Here is a 22,377-nt window from a genome sequence, read left to right on the forward strand (position 1 = left end):
CAATACGAAGAAAGAAAATTGAACTTCTTTATGCTGTTTTATTTTTAAAGATGTATTGATTATAATAAGAAAGTATAGATTAAACAGTGTGTTTTTACACAAAAAAATTACTTTTTTTTAATCAAAATTTTGTCCATTGATGATAACAAATCAGACTGAAAGATTGAATTTTGCCTCTACAAAAAATATTCCTGATTATCCGGATTTCTTGGATGTTCAGGTTAAATCTTTTAAAGATTTCTTTCAATTAGAAACGAAATCTGATGAAAGAGGCAACGAAGGGTTATACAATACCTTCATGGAAAACTTCCCAATTACAGATACAAGAAACAACTTTGTATTGGAATTCCTAGATTATTTTGTTGACCCACCACGTTATACAATTCAAGAATGTATAGAGAGAGGTCTTACTTATAGTGTGCCTTTAAAAGCTAGGTTAAAACTATACTGTACGGATCCAGAACACGAAGATTTTGAAACTATTGTACAAGATGTTTATCTTGGAACAATTCCTTACATGACTCCTAGTGGTACTTTTGTTATTAATGGTGCCGAGCGTGTTGTAGTATCTCAATTACACCGTTCTCCAGGGGTTTTCTTTGGACAGTCATTCCACGCAAATGGAACTAAACTTTACTCTGCAAGAGTTATTCCTTTTAAAGGTTCTTGGATAGAGTTCTCTACTGATATTAACAGCGTAATGTACGCATATATCGATAGAAAGAAAAAATTACCTGTAACAACTTTATTCCGTGCTATCGGTTTCGAAAGAGATAAGGATATCCTTGAAATTTTCGACTTAGCTGAAGAAATTAAAGTTTCTAAAACAGGTATTAAGAAATATATTGGAAGAAGACTTGCTGCACGTGTTTTGAACACATGGCACGAGGATTTCGTAGATGAGGATACTGGAGAGGTAGTTTCTATCGAACGTAACGAAATTATCCTTGATCGTGATACAATTATCGACAAAGATAATGTTGAAGAAATCATTGATTCTAATGTAAAATCTATTTTGTTGCACAAAGAGGATAATAACCAAGCAGATTATGCTATTATCCACAATACGTTACAAAAAGACCCTACAAACTCTGAAAAAGAAGCTGTAGAGCACATTTACCGTCAGTTGCGTAACGCTGAACCGCCTGATGAGGAAACTGCTCGTGGTATTATAGATAAATTGTTCTTCTCTGATCAACGTTATAACTTAGGTGAAGTTGGTCGTTACAGAATGAACAAAAAATTAGATTTAGATATCCCTATGGATAAGCAAGTGCTTACTAAAGAAGATATCATTACAATCGTTAAATATTTGATCGAATTGATCAACTCTAAAGCAGAGATTGATGATATCGACCACTTATCAAACCGTCGTGTTAGAACAGTTGGTGAACAATTGTCTCAACAATTCGGTGTTGGTTTAGCGCGTATGGCTAGAACTATTCGTGAGAGAATGAACGTTAGAGATAACGAGGTGTTTACACCAATTGATTTGATTAATGCTAAAACATTATCATCAGTTATCAACTCTTTCTTTGGTACTAACCAGTTATCTCAATTTATGGATCAAACGAATCCATTAGCTGAGATTACACACAAAAGAAGACTTTCTGCACTTGGACCAGGTGGACTTTCGAGAGAAAGAGCTGGTTTCGAGGTTCGTGACGTTCACTATACTCACTATGGTCGTTTATGTCCGATTGAAACTCCTGAGGGACCAAACATTGGTTTGATTTCATCTCTTGGTGTTTATGCAAAAGTTAACGGAATGGGATTCATCGAGACTCCATACCGTAAAGTTACAGATGGTGTTGTTGATTTAGAAAGCGCACCTATCTATTTAAGTGCTGAAGAAGAAGAAGGAAAAATGATTGCTCAGGCAAACATTGACATGGATGCTTCGGGTAAAATTACAGCTAGTAACGTTATTGCTCGTGAAGAGGGTGACTTCCCGGTTGTTGAGCCAAGTTCAGTACATTATACAGACGTTGCTCCTAACCAGATTGCATCGATTTCTGCATCTTTGATTCCTTTCTTGGAGCATGATGATGCGAACCGTGCGTTGATGGGATCAAACATGATGCGTCAGGCAGTTCCTTTGATCCGTCCTGAAGCACCGATTGTTGGTACAGGTTTAGAGCGTCAGGTAGCTTCTGATTCAAGAGTATTAATCAATGCTGAAGGGCATGGTACTGTTGAATACGTAGATGCTAACATCATTACTATTAAATACGATCGTACAGAAGACGAGAGAATGGTAAGTTTTGATGCTGATGAGAAAACGTACAACTTAATTAAATTTAGAAAAACCAATCAAGGTACAAGTATCAACTTGAAACCTATCGTAAGAAGAGGTGACAGAGTTGTTCCTGGACAAGTATTGTCTGAAGGATATGCTACTCAAAATGGAGAATTAGCTTTAGGTAGAAACCTAAAAGTTGCGTTCATGCCATGGAAAGGATACAACTTCGAGGATGCGATTGTAATTTCTGAGAAAGTAGTTCGTGATGATATTTTTACTTCTATCCACGTTGATGATTATTCATTAGAGGTTAGAGATACTAAGTTAGGAAACGAGGAGTTAACAAACGATATTCCTAACGTTTCTGAAGAAGCTACTAAAGATTTAGATGAAAACGGTATGATCAGAATTGGAGCAGAGGTTAAGCCTGGCGACATTTTGATCGGAAAAATTACACCAAAAGGAGAATCAGATCCAACTCCAGAGGAGAAATTGCTTCGTGCAATCTTCGGGGATAAAGCTGGTGACGTAAAAGATGCTTCATTAAAAGCTTCTCCATCTTTACATGGTGTAGTTCTTGACAAAAAATTATTTGCAAGAGCCGTAAAAGATAAACGTAAACGTACTCAGGATAAAGACGCTTTAGGTGCTTTAGAAATGGAGTTCGAAACTAAATTTGTTGAATTAAAAGACAGATTAGTTGAGAAATTATTCTTGATTGTTAACGGAAAAACATCTCAAGGTGTAATGAATGATTTGGGTGAAGAAGTTTTACCAAAAGGTAAAAAATATACTCAAAAAATGCTTTACGCAGTAGAAGATTTTGCTCACTTAAGCAAAGGTCAGTGGGTTGCTGATGACGCTACTAATAAAATGGTTAATGATTTGATTCATAACTATAAAATTAAGCTGAACGACTTACAAGGTGCTTTAAGAAGAGAGAAATTTACTATTACAGTTGGAGATGAATTACCATCTGGAATCTTGAAATTGGCTAAAATCTATATCGCTAAAAAACGTAAGTTAAAAGTTGGTGATAAAATGGCGGGTCGTCACGGTAACAAAGGTATTGTTGCAAGAATCGTTCGTCATGAAGATATGCCATTCTTAGAAGATGGAACACCAGTAGATATCGTATTGAATCCACTAGGGGTACCTTCACGTATGAACATTGGTCAGATCTATGAAACAGTATTAGGATGGGCTGGTATGAACTTGGGTAGAAAATTTGCTACTCCAATCTTCGACGGTGCTTCTCTAGACGAAATCAATGCTTTGACTGATGAGGCTAATGTACCACGTTTCGGACATACTTACCTATTTGATGGTGGAACTGGAGAGCGTTTTGCACAAAAAGCAACTGTGGGTGTAATTTACATGCTTAAATTAGGACACATGGTTGATGATAAGATGCACGCACGTTCTATCGGACCATACTCATTGATTACGCAACAGCCACTTGGAGGTAAGGCTCAATTTGGAGGTCAGCGTTTTGGAGAGATGGAGGTTTGGGCACTTGAGGCTTATGGAGCTTCTAGTACCCTACGTGAAATCTTAACTGTTAAGTCTGATGACGTTATTGGTAGAGCTAAAACTTACGAGGCTATCGTTAAGGGTGAAACTATGCCAGAACCAGGTTTACCAGAATCATTCAATGTATTAATGCACGAATTGAAAGGTCTAGGTTTAGATCTTCGTTTGGAAGAATAATAAAAGTTTTCAGTTATAGTCTCAGTATTCAGTTTAACACTGAAAACTGGGACTTCGACTGTTTACAAAGTGTTACAAGTTTTTAAAGATTTATACCCGTAACCCGTTCCGATTTTTTATAACAATGCGAGGCATTTTATAACTAGCACTTCAAATTTAATTTTGAGGTTTAGAGAAGTAACCCGAGGTAGTAGCTGAATGATTAACTTTTTAATTTTTAAAAAGTAGATTATAAATCTAAATTCAATTTTTTAATTGCAAATAAATCAATAGTAAAAACTATGATGAATAACAGAAACAATAAAGAAAAAAATCCAGTAAAAAGATTTAACAAAATTTCTATTGGATTGGCTTCACCAGAATCTATCTTGAAAGAATCAAGAGGAGAGGTTTTAAAGCCAGAAACAATTAACTATAGAACTCACAAACCAGAGCGTGACGGACTTTTCTGCGAAAGAATCTTCGGACCAGTAAAAGATTTCGAATGTGCTTGTGGTAAGTATAAAAGAATTCGTTACAAAGGTATCATCTGTGACCGTTGTGGTGTTGAAGTTACTGAGAAAAAAGTACGTCGTGATAGAGTAGGACACATCAACCTTGTTGTGCCAATCGCTCACATCTGGTACTTCCGTTCTCTTCCAAACAAAATTGGTTATATCCTTGGTCTTCCATCTAAGAAATTAGATATGATCATTTACTACGAAAGATACGTAGTAATCCAAGCAGGTATCGCTAAAAATGCAGATGGAGAATCATTACAAAGATTAGATTTCTTAACTGAAGAAGAATACTTAAACATTTTAGATACTCTTCCACAAGAAAACCAATATTTAGATGATTTAGATCCTAATAAATTCGTTGCTAAAATGGGAGCGGAGTGTATTATGGATTTATTAGCTCGTATTGACTTAGATGCTTTATCTTATGAATTAAGACACAGCGCTAACAATGAGACTTCTAAACAAAGAAAAACTGAGGCTTTAAAAAGATTACAAGTTGTTGAATCTTTCCGTGAGTCTAACGAAAACCGCGAAAACCGTCCAGAATGGATGATCATGAAAGTGGTTCCAGTTATCCCGCCAGAATTACGTCCGCTTGTGCCACTTGATGGAGGTCGTTTTGCAACTTCAGATTTGAACGACTTATACCGTCGTGTAATCATCCGTAACAACCGTTTGAAAAGATTAATGGAGATTAAAGCTCCAGAAGTTATCTTAAGAAACGAGAAACGTATGTTGCAAGAATCTGTAGATTCATTGTTCGATAACACTCGTAAAGCTTCTGCTGTTAAAACAGAATCAAACAGACCATTAAAATCATTATCTGACTCATTAAAAGGTAAACAAGGACGTTTCCGTCAAAACCTTTTAGGAAAACGTGTGGATTATTCTGCTCGTTCGGTAATTGTCGTTGGTCCAGAGTTAAAATTATATGAGTGCGGATTGCCAAAAGATATGGCTTCTGAGTTATACAAACCTTTCGTTATCCGTAAATTGATCGAAAGAGGTATTGTAAAAACAGTAAAATCTGCTAAGAAAATCATTGACAAAAAAGAGCCTGTAGTTTGGGATATCCTTGAAAACGTAATTAAAGGACACCCAGTATTACTTAACCGTGCTCCTACTTTGCACAGACTTGGTATTCAGGCATTCCAACCAAAATTAATTGAAGGAAAAGCGATCCAGTTACACCCATTAGTATGTACGGCATTCAACGCCGATTTCGATGGTGACCAGATGGCGGTTCACTTACCATTAGGACCAGAGGCTATTTTAGAGGCACAATTATTAATGTTGGCTTCTCACAATATCTTGAACCCTGCAAATGGTGCTCCAATTACTGTACCTTCTCAGGACATGGTCTTGGGTCTATACTATATGACCAAAGAGCGTATTTCTACCGAAGATCACAAAATTATTGGTCAGGATCTGACTTTCTATTCTGCTGAAGAAGTAAATATTGCATTAAACGAAGGAAGATTAGAATTGAATGCTCGTGTAAAAATCCGTGCAAAAGATTTTAATGACGCTGGAGAATTAGTGTACCAAATTATTCAAACAACTGCAGGACGTGTATTATTTAACGAAGTAGTACCTGAAGCAGCTGGATATATCAACGACGTATTGACTAAGAAAAACCTTAGAGATATTATCGGACACATTTTAAGTGTAACTGATGTGCCTACAACGGCAGCTTTCTTGGATAATATGAAAGATATGGGTTATAAATTCGCATTTAGAGGAGGTTTATCATTCTCTTTAGGTGATATTAGAATTCCAGAACAAAAAACGAAGTTAATTGCAGATGCTAGAGAGCAAGTTGAAGGTATCTCAACTAACTATAACATGGGTCTTATCACAAATAACGAGCGTTACAACCAAGTTATTGACGTATGGACTTCAGCAAATGCTCAGTTGACAGAGTTAGCAATGAAAAATATTAGAGAAGACCAACAAGGTTTCAACTCTGTATATATGATGCTTGACTCTGGGGCGAGGGGTTCTAAGGAGCAGATTCGTCAGTTAACTGGTATGCGTGGTTTGATGGCTAAGCCTAAAAAATCTACTGCTGGTGGTGGTGAGATTATTGAAAACCCGATTCTTTCTAACTTTAAGGAAGGTCTTTCGATCCTTGAGTACTTCATTTCTACTCACGGTGCTCGTAAAGGTCTTGCGGATACGGCTCTTAAAACGGCCGATGCTGGTTACTTGACAAGAAGGCTTCATGACGTTTCTCAGGATGTTATTGTTAACATCGAAGACTGTGGAACTTTAAGAGGTGTTGAAGTTGCAGCATTGAAGAAAAATGAGGAAATCGTTGAATCTTTAGGAGAGAGAATTCTTGGACGTGTTGCATTGCAAGACGTAATTAATCCTCTTACTAATGAAGTAATGGTGAAATCTGGAGAGCAAATTACTGAGTCAATTATGAGAACTATCGAAGCTTCTCCAATTGAGAAAGTAGAAGTTAGATCTCCATTAACTTGTGAAGCTTTAAAAGGTATTTGTGCTAAATGTTACGGTAGAAACTTAGCTACTGGTAAGATGACACAAAGAGGTGAAGCTGTCGGAGTTATTGCAGCTCAGTCTATTGGAGAGCCAGGTACACAGTTGACACTTCGTACGTTCCACGTTGGAGGGGTTGCTGGAGGTATTTCTGAAGAGTCTAGTATTGTTACAAGATTCAACGGTAGACTTGAAATTGAAGATTTAAAAACAGTTAAAGGTGAAGACGGAGAAGGTAATTCTGTTGACATTGTAGTTTCTCGTTCAACTGAATTAAAATTGATTGATGAAGGAACTGGAATTGTTTTAAATACACATAACATTCCTTACGGATCTAGTATTTTTGTAAATGATGGAGACGTTGTTACTAAAGGAACTGTAATCTGTAAATGGGATCCATATAACGGTGTAATTGTTTCTGAGTTTACTGGTAAGATTGCTTACGAAGATTTAGAGCAAGGGCAATCGTTCATGGTTGAGATCGATGAGCAGACAGGTTTCCAAGAAAAAGTAATTTCTGAGGCTAGAAACAAAAAATTAATCCCAACTTTATTAGTTTATGGTAAAGAAGGTGAATTGATTCGTTCTTACAACTTGCCAGTAGGTGCACACTTAATGGTTGAAAACGGTGAGAAAATTAAAGCAGGTAAAGTATTAGTAAAAATCCCACGTCGTTCTTCTAAAGCAGGCGATATCACGGGAGGTTTACCAAGAATTACTGAGCTTCTTGAGGCTCGTAACCCTTCAAATCCAGCAGTTGTATCTGAAATTGATGGAGTTGTATCTTTCGGTAAAATCAAAAGAGGTAACCGTGAGATCGTTATCGAATCTAAATTTGGTGAGGTTAAAAAGTATCTAGTGAAACTTTCAAGCCAAATCTTAGTTCAAGAGAATGACTTCGTAAGAGCGGGAGTTCCATTGTCTGATGGTGCAATTACACCAGATGATATCTTAAGAATTCAAGGACCAGCGGCTGTTCAACAGTACTTGGTAAATGAAATTCAAGAGGTTTACCGTTTACAAGGGGTAAAAATCAATGACAAGCACTTTGAGGTTGTTATTCGTCAAATGATGCGTAAAGTAAGAGTTCAGGATCCAGGTGATACTTTATTCTTAGAAGATCAATTAATTCACACTAAAGATTTCATCGTTCAAAACGATAAATTATACGGTATGAAAGTGGTTGAAGATGCTGGAGATTCTTCAGTATTGAAACCAGGTCAGATTATTACGCCTCGTGAATTACGTGATGAAAATTCATTATTGAAACGTACAGATAAAAATCTTGTTGTAGCAAGAGATGTAATTACTGCAACTGCAACGCCAGTTCTACAAGGTATTACAAGAGCTTCGTTACAAACTAAATCATTCATTTCTGCGGCTTCATTCCAGGAGACAACGAAAGTACTTAACGAGGCTGCAGTAGCTGGTAAAGTAGATGACTTAGAAGGATTAAAAGAAAATGTAATTGTTGGACACAGAATTCCTGCAGGAACTGGTATGAGAGAATACGATAATACAATCGTAGGTTCTAAAGACGATTACAACGAAATGATGGCTAATAAAGAAGAATACATTTATTAATTAGGAAACTATGAGTAATCCGAAACAACAACAAGAGCAAATTAATATTGAGTTAGACGAAACTATTGCAGAAGGAATTTATTCTAATCTTGCAATTATTAATCACTCATCATCAGAATTTGTTTTAGATTTTGTAAGCATTATGCCGGGTATTCCTAAAGCCAAGGTAAAGTCAAGAATTGTCTTGACACCACAACATGCTAAAAGATTGTTAAGAGCAATAGGTGAAAACATCCATAGATTTGAGGCCGCACATGGCGAAATCAAAGAAACGGAGCAAGCGCCAATTCCGCTTAATTTTGGTCCAACAGGACAAGCATAAAACTTTAAAAGCCCCTTTTTTAAGGGGCTTTTTTATTGCTCTATTTTTAGAAAGAGATGCAGTTAAACGGATTTTATTTTGTTTTTATCGACTATTTTTTTGTTTCTAGAGCGATTAATTTACTTTAGTAGCTGTTCATTATATAGAAAAGTTTCTAGAATAAATATATGACTTAGTAAGGTTGAATTAATTCGAATAAAAAAAAGCGCTAATTTAATATTAGCGCTTTTTTTTATTTTGCATGATTTCTTAATCAAATTCCGATGTAAAATATAATTTCACACTTGGATATTTGCTTTGTGTCATTTGAATTGTAAAATCAGAATCGGCTAAGAATACCAATTGACCATATTTATCATGAGCAAGGAATTTCTGCTTGATTCGTTTAAATTCTTTGAATTCTTCATTTTTAGCGTCATCAGGTTTTACCCAACAAGCTTTATGTACAGGGAAGTTTTCATAAGTACATTTTGCTCCGTATTCATGTTCTAAACGGTATTGAATAACTTCATACTGAAGTGCTCCAACCGTTCCGATAACTTTACGGTTGTTCATTTCTAAAGTAAATAACTGAGCAACACCTTCATCCATCAACTGATCGACTCCTTTTTCTAATTGCTTAGCTTTCATTGGGTCGGCATTGTTAATATATCTAAAGTGTTCTGGAGAGAAACTTGGAATTCCTTTAAAACTCATTACTTCACCTTCAGTTAAAGTATCTCCAATTTTAAAGTTTCCGGTATCATGCAAACCAACAATATCACCAGGATAAGAAATGTCTACAATCTCTTTTTTCTCCGCAAAGAAGGCATTTGGACTAGAAAACTTCAAATTTTTCTTTTGACGAACGTGGTAGTACGGTTTATTTCTTTCGAAAGTTCCAGAAACGATTTTAATAAAAGCTAAACGGTCGCGGTGTTTTGGATCCATATTAGCGTGGATTTTGAAAACAAAACCAGACATTTTTTCTTCTGTTGGTTCAACTGTACGAGTTTCAGAATCTTTTGCTCTTGGGGATGGAGCGATTGTAATAAAACAATCTAATAGCTCACGAACTCCAAAGTTATTTAAAGCAGAACCAAAGAACACTGGCTGAATTTTTCCGTCTAAATAGTCCTGACGCTCAAATTTTGGATAAACTTCATCAATTAATTCTAATTCTTCACGAAGTTTATTAGCTGCTTTTTCTCCTACAATTTTATCTAATTCTGGATTGTTTTGTACATCAGAAAAAGCAATTGTTTCTTCAATATTTTTACGGCTGTCCCCGCTAAAAAGGTTGATGTTTTCTTCCCAAAGATTATAAATTCCTTGAAAATCATAACCCATTCCGATTGGAAAACTTAAAGGCGTGACTTTTAAACCTAATTTTTGCTCAACTTCATCCATCAAATCGAAAGCATCTTTACCTTCACGATCTAATTTGTTAATGAAGACAATCATAGGAATGTTACGCATTCTACAAACTGCAACTAATTTTTCTGTTTGTTCCTCAACCCCTTTTGCAACGTCAATTACAACGATAACACTGTCAACAGCAGTTAAAGTTCTAAAAGTATCTTCGGCAAAATCCTTGTGTCCTGGAGTATCAAGGATATTGATTTTTTTGTCTTTATAATTAAAAGCAAGTACAGAAGTCGAAACCGAGATACCTCTTTGGCGTTCGATTTCCATAAAGTCACTCGTTGCTCCTTTTTTAATTTTATTATTCTTTACAGCTCCCGCTTCTTGAATAGCCCCTCCAAATAACAGTAATTTCTCTGTTAATGTAGTTTTACCTGCATCGGGGTGCGAGATAATTCCAAATGTTCTTCTGCGTTGTATTTCTTTTAAAAAGCTCATATTTCGTATAAATAGGTTGCAAAAGTACTATTAAATACGGCTTTATAAAAATATTCACTTCTTAATTTTGGAAGTCTTTATTTTTAAAAGCATTTAAATAAAAAAATAAGGCTGTTTTGCAACAGCCTTAAGATAGTCATTTTTAAAATTACTGATTAATTGACCAAATTGAATATCCTTTTGGGGGACACTGTATTTTTACCCATTTGTCTGCTTGAGTTGTTGGGTACCAAGTTGAATTTCCTGTAAAATCTTTAATTTGTGTATTGGCCCAATTAGTCTGAATCCATCTTTCTTGCCAAACATCTGAATTGTTGATGTAAACTACTAAACCAGGATTTCCATTATAACCATTTCTTCTTGCGACATATTCATCGTTGTCAGAATATAAAATAGAAGTTGTTCCGGTTGCTTTGTTATTGTGAATCCAGATTAAGTTATTCAGTTTATTTTTATCTAGCCATTCTTCATAATCTCTGTAGAAAATAGTTGGGTAACCTTCGTGAGTTAATATATATGAGTACGCCAACATTTTGCTCCAAATTTCGTCTGTGTCATGATTGGTTACAAAAGTTACCGCTTTGTACGGGTTTCTTTTCCACATCATATCATCATTTAAAAGAGCAAGATTATTTCCATCAAAAGCATCATTCATCTTGTAATAACAAGCAAAATCAAAAACAGAGCTATTTGCTGCGTTTGCCCAATCATTTAGCACATTTACATTCGAATCCCATAATTCTCCAACAGAAAATCCGCCAACATTAGCATTCCACGCATTTACAACCCATGCGCCAAAACCTTTAACATAGTCAAATCTCCAGCCGTCAAATTTCATGGTATTTTTATAATATTTACCAACTCCATCAGCACGAAGCCACAACCAATCTTTTACATAAGGATCGGCATGGCATAAATCTGGGAATCCACCAAAAGAACCTTCATCATTATTGCCGAAACTATTTTTATAAAAATTAACATAAGTACGCTTAAATTTTCCAGAAGCAATTCCATTAAAATTAGTCCATGTATTTGTACCTGTAAAAGGATTAGCTTCAGATTGTCCTCCGCTATTATGATTAATTACTATGTCAGCATAAACTTTCATGTTTTCCGTATGTGCTTTTGTAATTAAACTTACCAATTCTGCTTTTGATCCAAAGCGAGTTTCAATAGTTCCATTCTGATTATAATCTCCAAAATCAAAATAATCAGTTGGGTCGTAACCCATCGAAAATGCTCCATTTTGAGCCTTAGAAGCAGGAGGAAGCCATATAGAGCCAATTCCAGCATTTCCCCATGCAGTTACTTTGCTGCTTACAGTGTTCCACCAATTTCCACCAGCAGGAACATCCCAATAGAATGCTTGCATCATAACGCCACCTCCGGGATTGTCTACATATTTTGCAGTTGTGGATGAATTAGGGATTCCAGTACTAAAGGGTTTTCCATCGTGATGGGTAACTTCAATAATTTTGAATTGCTCACTTTCGGCTTTTGAATCTAGTTCGTTAACTTCATTTGTAGAACACGAATAAAATAATCCTGTAATAGCCGTAAATAGGCATAACTTTAAAATAGGTTTTTTCATAATAGATGTGGTTGAGTTAAATAGTCTTTTTGTAATTAATAATTTTGTTGTTATTAAAACTAAAAAATGATTTTATAACGGTATATAAATTATCAATTACGCACCTAAAGTATGTTTTTTTTGATTTAATTTCATTTTGTAGGAAAATATTATATTACGAAAACGTTATAGTGTTGAGAACTTTTTTTATCTAGCTAATTTTAAGTGTTTTATTAAAGCTTAAAATCAAATGCCACAGATCATTTTTGGTGGTGTTGTGTATTATGCTGAAAGAGAGAAGAAATAAATCTTTGAAAGCAGATTTGAAAGCTATCCTATAATTTTTTGTTAATACTATATCGGATAGTTGTATTATGTAATTGAATTGTTATTTTTGTTCGTTATAAGTTATAAAAGAGCTATACTAATTATTTATGTTTCAGGAAGTATTTCGAAAAATATAAATAACTTTGGCAGGTTATCTCAAGCAGGCTTTACATTCAAATAAAATTTAAAATAATGTTATTAAAAAAATTACAGCTAAAAGCAATTGATTACAAGTTTGTTCTAACAGTTTGTTTTTTTCTTTTTTTTGCTCCAATTGTCGCAGCACAAGAAATAATTCCAGATGTTGTTGCTGAAAAACCTGCTGAAAAACCTTCAGGTGGAAAATTAAAAATTGATGGAATTATTGCTACAGTAGGAGATTACATCGTATTGGATTCTGATATTGATAAAGGATTTTTGGAAATTACCGCGCAAGGAGGATCTATTAAAGATATTACAAGATGCCAAATGCTTGGAAAGCTTCTAGAAGATAAATTATACGCTCACCAAGCCATTCAGGATAGTATTATTGTAAGTGATGCAGAGGTTAGAGGTATGATGGAAGAGCGTTTAAACTATATGACTCAACAAGTTGGTGGTGACATTAATAAAGTTGTTGAGTATTATAAAAAGAGCTCTGTAGAAGAATTTAAAACTTATTTTGCTGATATCTTGAAAGAGCAAAAATTGGCATCAGAAATGAGAGATAAAATCGTTAAAGATGTTGAAATTACTCCTGAAGAAGTTCGTAATTTCTTTAAGAAAATTCCAAAAGATGAATTGCCAACTTTTGGTGCCGAAATGGAAGTAGCACAAATTGTTGTTGAACCTAAGGTTTCTAAAGAAGATAAGCAAAAAGTAATTGATAGATTGAATGCCATAAGACAAGATGTTTTAGAAGGTTCGAGTTTTGCAACTAAGGCGGTTTTATATTCTCAGGATCCTGGTTCTGCTCCAAACGGAGGATATTATAAAATGACAAGAAAGACTCCTTTCGTAAAAGAATTTAAAGATGTTGCTTTTAGTTTACAAGCTGGAGAAATTTCTGCACCATTCGAAACTAATTTTGGTTTTCATATTATAATGGTAGATAAAATAAAAGGACAAGAAGTAGAACTTCGTCATATCTTAATTTCTCCAACTGTTTCTGATGCAGCTTTAAAAGAAGCAAAAGAAAGAATTACCAATATCAGAAATAAAATTGTTGGGAACGAAATTTCATTTGCAGATGCTGCAAGAAATGAATCTGATGAAAAAGAGACAAGAGCAAACGGAGGAACTTTAGTAAATCCTACAACTCAAGATACTAGATTTGAATTAACAAAAATGGATCCTGTATTGTACAGCCAAGTTTCTAATTTAAAAGGGAATGAAGTTTCTCAGCCTCTTTTAAATACAGATGATAAAGGTAAAAAAACCTATAAATTAATTACAGTAACCAACAGAATTGATGAGCATACTGCAGATTACGCTAAAGATTATACTAAAATCAAAGAGTTGGCATTGAAAGAAAAGCAGATCAATGCAATCGCAAAATGGTTTGATGCAAAAATTAAAGATACTTACATTAAAATTATTGGAGAGTACAAAGAATGTGCTTTCGCAAACAACTGGTTGAAAAAATAATTTTTATTAAATAAATAAAAAGAGTTAGTTTTATGAATTCGTAGAGCTAACTCTTTTTAATTTTAAATACACTCATAAATGTCTGACGTAACAGCAATTCACAATTTAGTTCAAAAAAGGAATGAACTAAAAAAAGAAATAGCGAAAATAATTGTAGGGCAAGACGCCGTTGTAGATCAAATTTTACTTTGTATATTTTCAGGAGGACATGCACTTTTAATTGGTGTACCAGGTTTGGCAAAAACCTTAATGATAAATACCTTATCTCAAGCTTTAGGTTTAGATTTTAAAAGAATTCAGTTTACACCAGATTTAATGCCTTCGGATATTTTGGGAAGTGAAATTCTAGATGAGAATAGAAATTTCAAATTTATTAAAGGGCCTATCTTTTCTAACATTATCCTTGCTGACGAGATTAATAGAACACCTCCAAAAACGCAAGCAGCTCTTCTAGAAGCCATGCAGGAAAGATCGGTTACTATTGCAGGACAACATCATAAATTAGATTTGCCGTATTTTGTCTTAGCAACACAAAATCCAATTGAGCAGGAAGGAACTTATCCGTTGCCAGAAGCACAGTTGGACCGTTTTATGTTTGCGATTAAACTAGAGTACCCGACTTTTGAAGAAGAAGTTCAAGTGGTAAAAAGAACCACTTCAGATGAAAAAACAGTAATTAATCCGTTGTTTAATGCGCAGGAAATTATCGATTTTCAGCATTTAATTCGTAGAATTCCTGTTGCTGATAATGTTATCGAATATGCTGTAGCTTTAGTTAGCAAAACCAGACCAGATAATTCATTGTCTAATGATTTTGTGAAAAACTATTTAGATTGGGGAGCTGGACCTAGAGCTTCGCAAAATTTAATTTTAGCAGCCAAAGCGCATGCCGCTTTCAATGGGAAATTTTCGCCAGATATTGAAGATGTTCAGGCAGTTGCGACCGGAATTTTAAGACACAGAATTATTAAAAATTATAAAGCAGATGCTGAAGGGATAACAGAAGAAGTTATTATTAAGAAGTTGATGTAAATTATAGCAATAAATTTCAAAAAGGTCTGATTATTTTGTCAGACCTTTTTTTGGTTTTATAATGATTTTTTTTTGGATATAATAAATTTGATCAGCTTAAAAAGTGGGTATAATTGATGTTGAAAATCTCAACTATAACGTTATAATTGCTTATTTAGAACGTTTCTTTACTAAAACAGAGGTAAAATCTTACTTGGTTTATAACATCAAATTTCGACTTTGTTAAAGAAAAGATTTTAAAATATCAAAAAATCAATTTTGTATTAAAAAAATGTTTTTTTATTAAAAACAAGCATTGAAAATCGTTTTTTAACAATAATATTTTTTGAAAACGCGACTTCTATTATATTTTTTTTAATTCTCAGCTTTAATCTTTAAATTTGCGTACAAAAAAAAATACTTCTACTTAAATTATGAATACTTACAAAGATTACATTCAAGAAATTGAAGAAAGAAAAGCCTTAGGTCTTCATCCGAAGCCAATTGATGGAGCTGAATTAGTAAGCGAAATCATTTCACAAATCAAAGATTTAGATAACGAATACAGAGAAGATTCTCTTAAGTTTTTTATTTATAATACATTGCCAGGTACTACTAGTGCTGCTGGCGAAAAAGCTAAGTTTTTAAAAGAAATTATTCTGGGCCAATCTGTGGTAAAAGAAATTACTCCAGCTTTTGCTTTTGAATTATTATCGCACATGAAAGGTGGACCTTCTATTGAAGTTTTACTTGATTTAGCTTTAGGAAATGATGTGGCTACTGCAAAAGAAGCTGCAAAAGTACTTAAAACACAAGTTTTCCTTTACGAAGCAGATACGGATCGTTTAGTAGAGGCATTCAAAAATAATAATGAAATTGCTAAAGAAATTCTTGAAAGCTATGCTCAAGCTGAATTCTTTACAAAACTTCCAGAAGTAGCTGACGAAATTAAAGTAGTTACTTTTATTGCTGGAGAGGGAGATATTTCTACAGATTTACTTTCTCCAGGTAATCAAGCGCACTCGCGTTCAGATCGTGAATTGCATGGTCAATGTATGATTACGCCTCAAGCACAGCAAGAAATTAGAGAATTGCAGGCACAACATCCAGATAAAAGTGTAATGTTGATTGCTGAAAAAGGAACAATGGGAGTTGGTTCTTCTAGAATGTCAGGTGTTAACAACGTGGCACTTTGGACAGGAAAACAAGCAAGTCCTTATATTCCATTTGTAAATATTGCTCCAATCGTTGGAGGAACAAATGGAATTTCTCCAATTTTCTTAACTACTGTTGACGTAACTGGAGGTATTGGTTTAGATCTTAAAAACTGGGTTAAAAAAGTTGACGAAAATGGAAATGTTCTTCGTAACGAAAATGATGAGCCAATTTTAGAACAAGCTTATTCTGTTGCTACAGGAACAGTTTTGACTATCAATATTAAAGAGAAAAAATTATATAACGGAGATCAAGAATTAATTGATATTTCTAAGGCATTCACGCCTCAGAAAATGGAATTTATTAAAGCTGGTGGTTCATACGCTATTGTTTTTGGTAAAAAATTACAAACATTAGCAGCAAAAGTTTTAGGTGTTGAAGCTCCGCTTGTATATGCTCCATCAAAAGAAGTTTCTCACGAAGGTCAAGGTTTGACTGCTGTTGAGAAAATCTTCAACAAAAATGCTGTTGGTATTGCTCCTGGCAAAGTTTTGCACGCTGGATCTGATGTTCGTGTAGAAGTTAATATCGTAGGATCTCAAGATACTACAGGTTTGATGACTGCTCAGGAATTAGAGTCGATGGCGGCTACAGTAATTTCGCCAATCGTTGACGGTGCTTACCAATCAGGTTGTCACACTGCTTCTGTTTGGGATAAAAAAGCGCAGGCTAACATTCCTAAATTGATGAAATTCATGAACGATTTCGGATTAATTACAGCTCGTGACCCGAAAGGTGTTTATCATTCAATGACTGACGTAATCCACAAAGTACTTAACGATATTACTATTGACGAGTGGGCTATCATTATTGGTGGTGACTCTCATACAAGAATGTCAAAAGGAGTTGCTTTTGGTGCTGACTCAGGAACTGTTGCTCTTGCATTAGCTACAGGAGAGGCTTCTATGCCAATTCCAGAATCTGTAAAAGTGACTTTCAAAGGAGATATGAAAGGATACATGGACTTCCGTGATGTTGTTCATGCTACTCAAGCGCAAATGCTTCACCAATTTGGAGGAGAAAATGTATTCCAAGGAAGAATCATTGAGGTTCACATCGGAACACTTACTGCTGACCAAGCCTTTACATTTACAGACTGGACTGCAGAGATGAAAGCAAAAGCTTCTATCTGTATTTCTGAGGATGATACTTTAATCGAATCATTGGAAATTGCGAAAGGCAGAATCCAAATTATGATTGATAAAGGAATGGATAACGATAAACACGTTCTTCAAGGATTAATCAACAAAGCTGATAAGAGAATTGCTGAAATTAAATCGGCAGAAAAACCAGCTTTAACTCCAGATGCTAATGCTAAATATTATGCTGAAGTTGTAGTTGATTTGGATCAAATTGCTGAGCCAATGATCGCTGACCCAGACGTAAATAACGCTGATGTTTCTAAACGATATACTCACGATACAATCAGACCTTTATCTTTCTACGGAGGAGATAAAAAAGTAGATCTTGGATTTATCGGTTCTTGTATGGTTCACAAAGGAGATATGAAAATCCTTGCTCAAATGTTGAAAAATGTTGAAGCACAAACAGGTAAAGTGGAATTTAAAGCACCGCTTGTAGTAGCGCCACCAACATATAACATTGTGGATGAGCTTAAAGCTGAAGGTGATTGGGAAGTTTTACAAAAATATTCAGGTTTCGAATTTAATGATGATGCTCCAAAAGGTGCAGCACGTACTGAATACGAAAACATGTTATATTTAGAGCGTCCAGGATGTAACCTTTGTATGGGTAACCAAGAAAAAGCGGCTAAAGGAGATACTGTAATGGCAACTTCAACTCGTCTTTTCCAAGGAAGAGTTGTAGAGGACAAAGAAGGTAAAAAAGGAGAGTCTCTTCTTTCTTCTACTCCAGTTGTGGTATTGTCTACAATTTTAGGAAGAACTCCTACTATTGAAGAATATACTGCGGCAGTTGACGGTATCAACTTAACTAAGTTTGCGCCTTCAAACAAGTCATTAGTTATGTAATCTTACGATTATTAATATTTTAAAAGCCCGAGCGATAAACTCGGGCTTTTTCTTTTATAGCTCTTCTATTTTTTGTAACTTGTGATGTTCAAAATCAAATAAAAAAAACAAAAACAAACATAAAAAACTATGGCTTTTGATATCGAAATGATTAAAAAAGTGTACGAAAACATGCCATCACGTGTCGACAAAGCACGAGAACTTGTTGGTCGTCCACTTACATTAACAGAGAAAATTTTATATAATCACCTTTGGGATGGAGCACCATCTAAGGTTTTTAAGCGAGGAGTTGATTATGTTGACTTCGCGCCAGATCGTGTTGCTTGTCAAGATGCAACAGCACAAATGGCATTATTACAGTTTATGCATGCTGGAAAATCTAAAGTAGCAGTGCCAACAACAGTTCACTGCGATCACTTGATTCAAGCAAAAGTAGATGCTGTAACCGATTTGGCTAGAGCAAAAACACAAAGTAATGAGGTTTTTGACTTTTTATCATCTGTTTCTAATAAATATGGAATTGGTTTCTGGAAGCCAGGAGCAGGAATTATTCACCAAGTTGTACTTGAAAATTACGCTTTTCCTGGAGGAATGATGATTGGTACCGATTCTCACACAGTAAACGCAGGTGGTTTAGGAATGGTTGCAATTGGAGTAGGTGGAGCTGATGCTGTAGATGTAATGTCTGGTATGGCATGGGAGCTTAAATTTCCGAAACTAATTGGGGTTAAATTAACGGGTAAATTGTCGGGTTGGACAGCTCCTAAAGATGTTATTTTGAAAGTTGCTGGTATTCTGACTGTAAAAGGAGGAACTGGTGCTATTGTAGAATATTTTGGCGAAGGAGCAACATCAATGTCTTGTACTGGTAAAGGAACTATCTGTAATATGGGGGCTGAAATTGGGGCTACAACTTCAACTTTTGGTTATGATGCTTCAATGGGGCGTTACCTTCGTTCTACAAATAGAGCAGATGTTGCAGATGCAGCAGATAAAATTGCGCCATATTTGACAGGAGATCCAGAAGTTTATGCAAATCCAGAGCAATATTTTGATCAAGTAATCGAAATTAATTTGTCTGAATTAGAACCGCATTTGAATGGACCTTTTACTCCAGATTTAGCTACACCGATTTCTAAGATGAAAGACGAGGCAATCAAAAATAATTGGCCATTGCAGATTCAGGTTGGATTAATTGGTTCTTGTACCAATTCATCTTACGAAGATATTTCTCGTGCAGCTTCTTTGGCGAGACAAGTTGCGGCTAAAAACTTAAAGACAAAAGCAGAGTTTACTATTACACCAGGTTCTGAAGTCGTTCGTTCTACTATTGAAAGAGACGGATTTATTGATACGTTCCATAAAATTGGCGCTACGGTTTTTGCAAATGCTTGTGGACCATGTATTGGTATGTGGGATAGAGAAGGAGCAGAAAAAGAAGAAAGAAACACAATTGTTCACTCTTTCAACCGTAACTTCTCAAAACGTGCAGATGGTAATCCTAATACCTTAGCTTTTGTTGGTTCTCCAGAATTGGTAACCGCAATGGCAATTGCAGGAGATTTAGGTTTTAATCCATTGACAGATAAATTAATCAACGAAGATGGGGAAGAAGTGATGCTTGATGCTCCAACGGGAGACGAGCTTCCTGCAAAAGGTTTCTATGCTGAAGACCCAGGATTTCAGGCTCCAGCAGCGGATGGTTCAGGAGTTCAGGTTGTGGTAAATCCGACTTCAGAGCGTTTGCAATTATTGGCTCCGTTTATTGCTTGGGATGGTAAAAATATTACTGGTGCAAAATTGTTAATTAAAGCATTTGGAAAATGTACAACAGATCATATTTCTATGGCAGGGCCTTGGTTACGTTTCCGTGGACATTTAGATAATATTTCAAATAATATGTTGATTGGAGCTGTTAATGCTTATAATCAAAAAACAAACTCTGTTAAAAATCAATTAACAGGACAATACGATGCGGTGCCAGCAGTTGCGCGCGCATACAAAGCTGCAGGAGTTCCTTCTATTGTAGTAGGAGATCATAATTATGGTGAAGGTTCTTCTCGTGAGCATGCCGCGATGGAACCTCGTTTCTTAGGAGTTAAAGCGGTATTAGTAAAATCTTTCGCTCGTATCCACGAAACAAATCTTAAAAAGCAAGGTCTTTTGGGATTAACTTTTGCAAATGAAGCCGATTATGATAAAATTCAAGAAGATGATACAATTAACTTCTTAGATTTAACAGAATTTGCTCCAGGAAAACCATTGACATTAGAATTTGTTCACGCAGATGGTACAAAAGATATTATCTTGGCAAACCATACATACAATGAAGGACAAATTGGCTGGTTTGTTGCAGGTTCTGCATTAAACTTAATTGCGGCTGGAAAAGCTTAATATTTGATTTATATAAACAAAAAAAAGCTCTGTAAAAACAGAGCTTTTTTGTTTTGGCAAATAAGATTAATTTCTATTTGCCACATTATTTTCAGATAAAACTCTAACACGGTAAGGCCTTGTGGTGTCAAATTCATCAAGAGAGATACTGTATACTTTTGATGAAGGAGATGTGTAGTAATTTCTAAAATCATATCCTCCAATAATATATAATTTGTCATTAATAAAATGCATTGCAGCAGATTTTAGCTCAAGCTTAATAGAATATTCTTTAATTAGTTTTGATTTTATATTGTAAACTAACAATTTTCCTTCTTCAAACATATAAATAATATCATCGTTATATGTAATTGCAGGATTTTCAAGGCGGCAAAGTAAAATTGCTTCAGATTTCCAGCTTTCCTTTATTAAATCAAAACTCTGAATCTCAGAAAAACTTCTGTTATCGGTATTGCCAATTGTAAAGATTTTATCGCCAATCAAAACCCCTTTAATTTCTTGGGCTACTGGCATTTTTGCTAATTCATACCATAACCCGGAAGTTAAATTGTATAAATGTACTTTATCAGTAAAAGTTTTTATACCGCTTTCAGTTGATCTTATTGAGCCACCCATGACGATGATGTTATCCTTGTAAGTGAAAGAAGCAAAATTTACAGCTTTATGAGGATTAGTTTTGTCAATTACAAGTTTATTTGTGTTAAGGTCAAAAACTTCAATTTCGTTATCTAAATATTCACGTTTTTTAGCGATTGGTGTTTTTTTTCCTCCTAAAACATAAAGTATATTGTTGTGAAAATTTATGTTATGATAAGCTCTTTTGTTAAAGTTTTGATTCGATTTCTCCCAAAGATCTGTTTTTGAATCATAAATAAATAGATTTCCCTTGAAGAAAATTCTTTCATTAGGATCACCTGCAAGTTCTTGCTGGTATCTATTTGCAAATCCAGGGTCGCTGAATCTAGTAGGGTCACCACCTATGTTTTTTCCCTTAATGGTGGTTAAAATATTCCATTGTTCGCTATTATCACCTCCAACAACATAAATTTTGCCATCTGCAACTACAGAACCAAAAGAATAAATGCCATATTCTAAAGAAGACAGTTTCGTAAAATCTATTTTTGATTTTAATTTCGACCAGCTATTATCGGTAATGGTTACATTTTTTAAAGTTTGCACATCTTCTTCAAGCATGATGATATAACCCGATTTCTTTAAATCTGAAATTGCAATTTTTGAGGTAATATATCCAATGTGAGAAACCTGAAGAGTGTCATTTGGCTTTATTTTATTATTCAATAAAAACTCTCCTTTCTCGTTGGTTAAAGTTCCAATTTTAGTCTTCAACGCATAAATGTTAGCATCTTCTATTGGTAAACTAGTAGCTTGAGATTTAATAATTCCGTTTATAGTTTGCGCATTTGCAATAAATGGCAGTAAAATAACAATGTAAAGTAGTTTTTTCACAATACAATTGAGTTTGGTTTTTACTAAGTTTAGAAAACGCCCAGTTTTTCGAGGCATTTTTCATTTTGATA

General features: G+C 34.8%; 10 protein-coding genes. 7 read left to right on the forward strand and 3 right to left on the reverse strand.

Going from position 1 to position 22,377, the window contains the following annotated elements:
* The first annotated feature begins 139 nt into the window (after positions 1–139).
* From rpoB to HNP35_RS22475, 3 genes are all read left to right on the forward strand, one after another.
* Positions 140–3,952: a DNA-directed RNA polymerase subunit beta gene (gene rpoB / locus HNP35_RS22465; protein ID WP_111376088.1), complete on the forward strand. Its 3,813-nt coding sequence runs from the start codon at positions 140–142 to the stop codon at positions 3,950–3,952.
* Between the two features lie 281 nt (positions 3,953–4,233).
* Positions 4,234–8,541: a DNA-directed RNA polymerase subunit beta' gene (gene rpoC, locus HNP35_RS22470; RefSeq protein ID WP_184167629.1), complete on the forward strand. Its 4,308-nt coding sequence runs from the start codon at positions 4,234–4,236 to the stop codon at positions 8,539–8,541.
* A 10-nt stretch (positions 8,542–8,551) separates the two neighbouring features.
* Positions 8,552–8,863 carry a DUF3467 domain-containing protein gene (locus HNP35_RS22475; protein WP_109192123.1) on the forward strand — a complete coding sequence of 104 codons (312 nt, stop codon included), beginning with the start codon at positions 8,552–8,554 and terminating at the stop codon, positions 8,861–8,863.
* A 249-nt stretch (positions 8,864–9,112) separates the two neighbouring features.
* Here the strand turns inward: HNP35_RS22475 and HNP35_RS22480 are convergent, their stop codons facing one another.
* Positions 9,113–10,705 (reverse strand): peptide chain release factor 3, encoded by a 1,593-nt coding sequence (locus tag HNP35_RS22480; RefSeq protein ID WP_184167626.1) that lies wholly within the window; start codon positions 10,703–10,705, stop codon positions 9,113–9,115.
* A 148-nt stretch (positions 10,706–10,853) separates the two neighbouring features.
* Entirely contained in the window at positions 10,854–12,296 is a 1,443-nt protein-coding gene (locus HNP35_RS22485; protein WP_184167623.1) for an alpha-amylase, read from the reverse strand.
* 498 nt (positions 12,297–12,794) lie between these two features.
* Between HNP35_RS22485 and HNP35_RS22490 the strand changes: the two genes are divergently transcribed.
* The 4 genes from HNP35_RS22490 (at position 12,795) to HNP35_RS22505 (ending at position 20,839) form a co-directional block, all read left to right on the forward strand.
* Entirely contained in the window at positions 12,795–14,228 is a 1,434-nt protein-coding gene (locus HNP35_RS22490) for a peptidylprolyl isomerase (protein WP_184167621.1), read from the forward strand.
* 78 nt (positions 14,229–14,306) lie between these two features.
* The gene (locus tag HNP35_RS22495; RefSeq protein WP_184167619.1) at positions 14,307–15,260 is read left to right on the forward strand and encodes an AAA family ATPase; all 954 of its coding nucleotides are present in this window, start codon (positions 14,307–14,309) and stop codon (positions 15,258–15,260) included.
* 413 nt (positions 15,261–15,673) lie between these two features.
* Entirely contained in the window at positions 15,674–18,445 is a 2,772-nt protein-coding gene (locus tag HNP35_RS22500) for a bifunctional aconitate hydratase 2/2-methylisocitrate dehydratase (RefSeq protein ID WP_184167617.1), read from the forward strand.
* A 129-nt stretch (positions 18,446–18,574) separates the two neighbouring features.
* Positions 18,575–20,839: an aconitate hydratase gene (locus HNP35_RS22505; RefSeq protein ID WP_184167615.1), complete on the forward strand. Its 2,265-nt coding sequence runs from the start codon at positions 18,575–18,577 to the stop codon at positions 20,837–20,839.
* A 66-nt stretch (positions 20,840–20,905) separates the two neighbouring features.
* On the opposite strand, the gene HNP35_RS22510 is transcribed toward HNP35_RS22505, so the two are convergent.
* Positions 20,906–22,306 carry a Kelch repeat-containing protein gene (locus HNP35_RS22510; RefSeq protein ID WP_184167613.1) on the reverse strand — a complete coding sequence of 467 codons (1,401 nt, stop codon included), beginning with the start codon at positions 22,304–22,306 and terminating at the stop codon, positions 20,906–20,908.
* Positions 22,307–22,377: the final 71 nt, after the last annotated feature.

Origin of the sequence: Flavobacterium notoginsengisoli, from assembly GCF_014207905.1 — a bacterium.
Classification (GTDB): Bacteria; Bacteroidota; Bacteroidia; order Flavobacteriales; family Flavobacteriaceae; genus Flavobacterium; species Flavobacterium notoginsengisoli_A.

What these genes read in the sequence shown, in the direction of transcription:
- rpoC (WP_184167629.1), top strand. Translation starts at nt 4,234, where the DNA reads ATGATGAATAACAGAAACAATAAAGAAAAAAATCCAGTAAAAAGATTT.
- HNP35_RS22505 (WP_184167615.1), top strand. Translation starts at nt 18,575, where the DNA reads ATGGCTTTTGATATCGAAATGATTAAAAAAGTGTACGAAAACATGCCA.
- HNP35_RS22475 (WP_109192123.1), top strand. Translation starts at nt 8,552, where the DNA reads ATGAGTAATCCGAAACAACAACAAGAGCAAATTAATATTGAGTTAGAC.
- HNP35_RS22490 (WP_184167621.1), top strand. Translation starts at nt 12,795, where the DNA reads ATGTTATTAAAAAAATTACAGCTAAAAGCAATTGATTACAAGTTTGTT.
- HNP35_RS22500 (WP_184167617.1), top strand. Translation starts at nt 15,674, where the DNA reads ATGAATACTTACAAAGATTACATTCAAGAAATTGAAGAAAGAAAAGCC.
- HNP35_RS22495 (WP_184167619.1), top strand. Translation starts at nt 14,307, where the DNA reads ATGTCTGACGTAACAGCAATTCACAATTTAGTTCAAAAAAGGAATGAA.
- rpoB (WP_111376088.1), top strand. Translation starts at nt 140, where the DNA reads ATGATAACAAATCAGACTGAAAGATTGAATTTTGCCTCTACAAAAAAT.
- HNP35_RS22485 (WP_184167623.1), bottom strand. Translation starts at nt 12,296, where the DNA reads ATGAAAAAACCTATTTTAAAGTTATGCCTATTTACGGCTATTACAGGA.
- HNP35_RS22480 (WP_184167626.1), bottom strand. Translation starts at nt 10,705, where the DNA reads ATGAGCTTTTTAAAAGAAATACAACGCAGAAGAACATTTGGAATTATC.